Annotated in this window: 1 rRNA gene; it reads right to left on the reverse strand. The window is 57.9% G+C overall.

Annotated features, from left to right (window positions below):
• Positions 1 to 10: 10 nt before the first annotated feature.
• Positions 11 to 3,170: ribosomal RNA gene (locus ACRYM0_RS20640) — 23S ribosomal RNA — on the reverse strand.
• Positions 3,171 to 3,184 lie beyond the last annotated feature (14 nt).

Consider the following 3,184-nt stretch of genomic DNA (forward strand, 5'->3'; position numbering starts at 1 on the left):
GGTGTGCGCTGGTAACAAGTGATCGGCTTATTAGTACCGGTCAGCTCCACAACTCCTCAGTCGTTGCTTCCACACCCGGCCTATCAACCCAGTGATCTACTGGGAGCCTCTCACCCCGAAAGGTACGGAAACCTCATCTCGAAGCAGGCTTCCCGCTTAGATGCCTTCAGCGGTTATCCCTTCCGAACGTAGCCAACCAGCCATGCTCCTGGCGGAACAACTGGCACACCAGAGGTTCGTCCGTCCCGGTCCTCTCGTACTAGGGACAGCCCTTCTCAAGTTTCCTGCGCGCGCAGCGGATAGGGACCGAACTGTCTCACGACGTTCTAAACCCAGCTCGCGTACCGCTTTAATGGGCGAACAGCCCAACCCTTGGGACCTACTCCAGCCCCAGGATGCGACGAGCCGACATCGAGGTGCCAAACCATGCCGTCGATATGGACTCTTGGGCAAGATCAGCCTGTTATCCCCGGGGTACCTTTTATCCGTTGAGCGACCGCGATTCCACACTCCACGGCCGGATCACTAGTCCCGACTTTCGTCCCTGCTCGACATGTCTGTCTCACAGTCAAGCTCCCTTGTGCACTTACACTCAACACCTGATTGCCAACCAGGCTGAGGGAACCTTTGGGCGCCTCCGTTACTCTTTAGGAGGCAACCGCCCCAGTTAAACTACCCACCAGGCACTGTCCCTGATCCGGATCACGGACCGAAGTTAGACATCCAGAACGACCAGAGTGGTATTTCAACGTTGACTCCACGACCACTAGCGTGACCGCTTCACCGTCTCCCACCTATCCTACACAAGCCGTCCCGAACACCAATACCAAGCTATAGTGAAGGTCCCGGGGTCTTTCCGTCCTGCTGCGCGTAACGAGCATCTTTACTCGTAGTGCAATTTCGCCGAGTTCGCGGTTGAGACAGCGGGGAAGTCGTTACGCCATTCGTGCAGGTCGGAACTTACCCGACAAGGAATTTCGCTACCTTAGGATGGTTATAGTTACCACCGCCGTTTACTGGCGCTTAAGTTCTCAGCGTCCCCACTTACGTGGGTAACCGGTCCCCTTAACGTTCCAGCACCGGGCAGGCGTCAGTCCGTATACATCGTCTTGCGACTTCGCACGGACCTGTGTTTTTAGTAAACAGTCGCTTCCCCCTGGTCTCTGCGGCCCTCAAACGCTAGCCGGCAAGCGGCTTCACGCCTCAGGCCCCCCTTCTCCCGAAGTTACGGGGGCATTTTGCCGAGTTCCTTAACCACGATTCACTCGATCGCCTCGGTATTCTCTACCTGACCACCTGAGTCGGTTTAGGGTACGGGCGGCTCGAACCTCGCGCCGAGGCTTTTCTAGACAGCATGGGATCACCCTACTTCCCCCCTACGGGGTCACCATCAGGTCTCAAGCACGACATCTAAGTCAGAGGTGCGGATTTGCCTACACCTCGCCCTACACCCTTGGACGTGGACAACCATCGCCACGCGGAAGCTACCCTCCTGCGTCACCCCTGTTACTACGCTTGCCTACTACCGGATCGGGCCACACGCTCCACCAAGCCCCACCCGAAGGTAGGACCGGCTTTGGGTGCTTAGCATCACCGGATTCGACATGGACGGTTCTACGCCGGTACGGGAATATCAACCCGTTGTCCATCGACTACGCCTGTCGGCCTCGCCTTAGGTCCCGACTTACCCAGGGCGGATGAACCTGGCCCTGGAACCCTTGGTCAATCGGCGGACGGGTTTCTCACCCGTCATTCGCTACTCATGCCTGCATTCTCACTCGTGTGCAGTCCACGACACGATCACTCGGCCGCTTCACCCCACACACGACGCTCCCCTACCCATCCACACACCTGCAGAACACCCCCACCACCCCGAAGGACGGCACCGGCGCCTGAAGTTCACATGTGAATGCCACAGCTTCGGCGGTGTACTTGAGCCCCGCTACATTGTCGGCGCGGAATCACTTGACCAGTGAGCTATTACGCACTCTTTCAAGGGTGGCTGCTTCTAAGCCAACCTCCTGGTTGTCTGCGCGACTCCACATCCTTTCCCACTTAGCACACGCTTAGGGGCCTTAGCTGATGATCTGGGCTGTTTCCCTCTCGACTACGAAGCTTATCCCCCGCAGTCTCACTGCCACGCTCTGACTTACCGGCATTCGGAGTTTGGCTGACGTCAGTAACCCGGTGGGGCCCATCGGCCATCCAGTAGCTCTACCTCCAGCAAGAAACACGTGACGCTGCACCTAAATGCATTTCGGGGAGAACCAGCTATCACGGAGTTTGATTGGCCTTTCACCCCTACCCACAGCTCATCCCCCAGGTTTTCAACCCTGGTGGGTTCGGTCCTCCACGCGGTCTTACCCGCGCTTCAACCTGGCCATGGGTAGATCACTCCGCTTCGGGTCTAGAGCACGCGACTGAAACGCCCTGTTCGGACTCGCTTTCGCTACGGCTTCCCCACCCGGGTTAACCTCGCCACGCACCACTAACTCGCAGGCTCATTCTTCAAAAGGCACGCCGTCACAGAACACGAAGTCCTGCCCCGACGGATTGTAGGCACACGGTTTCAGGTACTATTTCACTCCCCTCCCGGGGTGCTTTTCACCATTCCCTCACGGTACTTGTCCGCTATCGGTCATCAGGAAGTATTTAGGCTTACCAGGTGGTCCTGGCAGATTCACACGAGATTCCACGAGCCCCGTGCTACTCGGGAGATGCGCCCAGACAGGCCGCAGCATTTCGCCTACGGGGGTTTCACCCACTACGCCGGACCTTCCCAGATCCTTCGGCTATACCACGACTTTCTCACTGCCCGAAGCGTCGGTAGCCGCCTCCAACACACTCCCACAACCCCGACCGTGCAACCCCTACCAGGTCTCACACACGAACCGGTTTAGCCTCATCCGCTTTCGCTCGCCACTACTCACGGAATCACTGTTGTTTTCTCTTCCTGTGGGTACTGAGATGTTTCACTTCCCCACGTTCCCTCCACGCACCCTATACATTCAGATGCGGGTGACCGCCCATGACGACGGCCGGGTTTCCCCATTCGGACACCCTCGGATCACCGTTCGGTTGCCAACTCCCCGAGGCTTATCGCAGGCTCCCACGTCCTTCATCGGCTCCTGATGCCAAGGCATCCACCATGCGCCCTTACACACTTGCCACCACCACACACCAC

This window comes from Kineococcus arenarius subsp. arenarius, from assembly GCF_050871845.1.
GTDB lineage: Bacteria > Actinomycetota > Actinomycetes > Actinomycetales > Kineococcaceae > Kineococcus.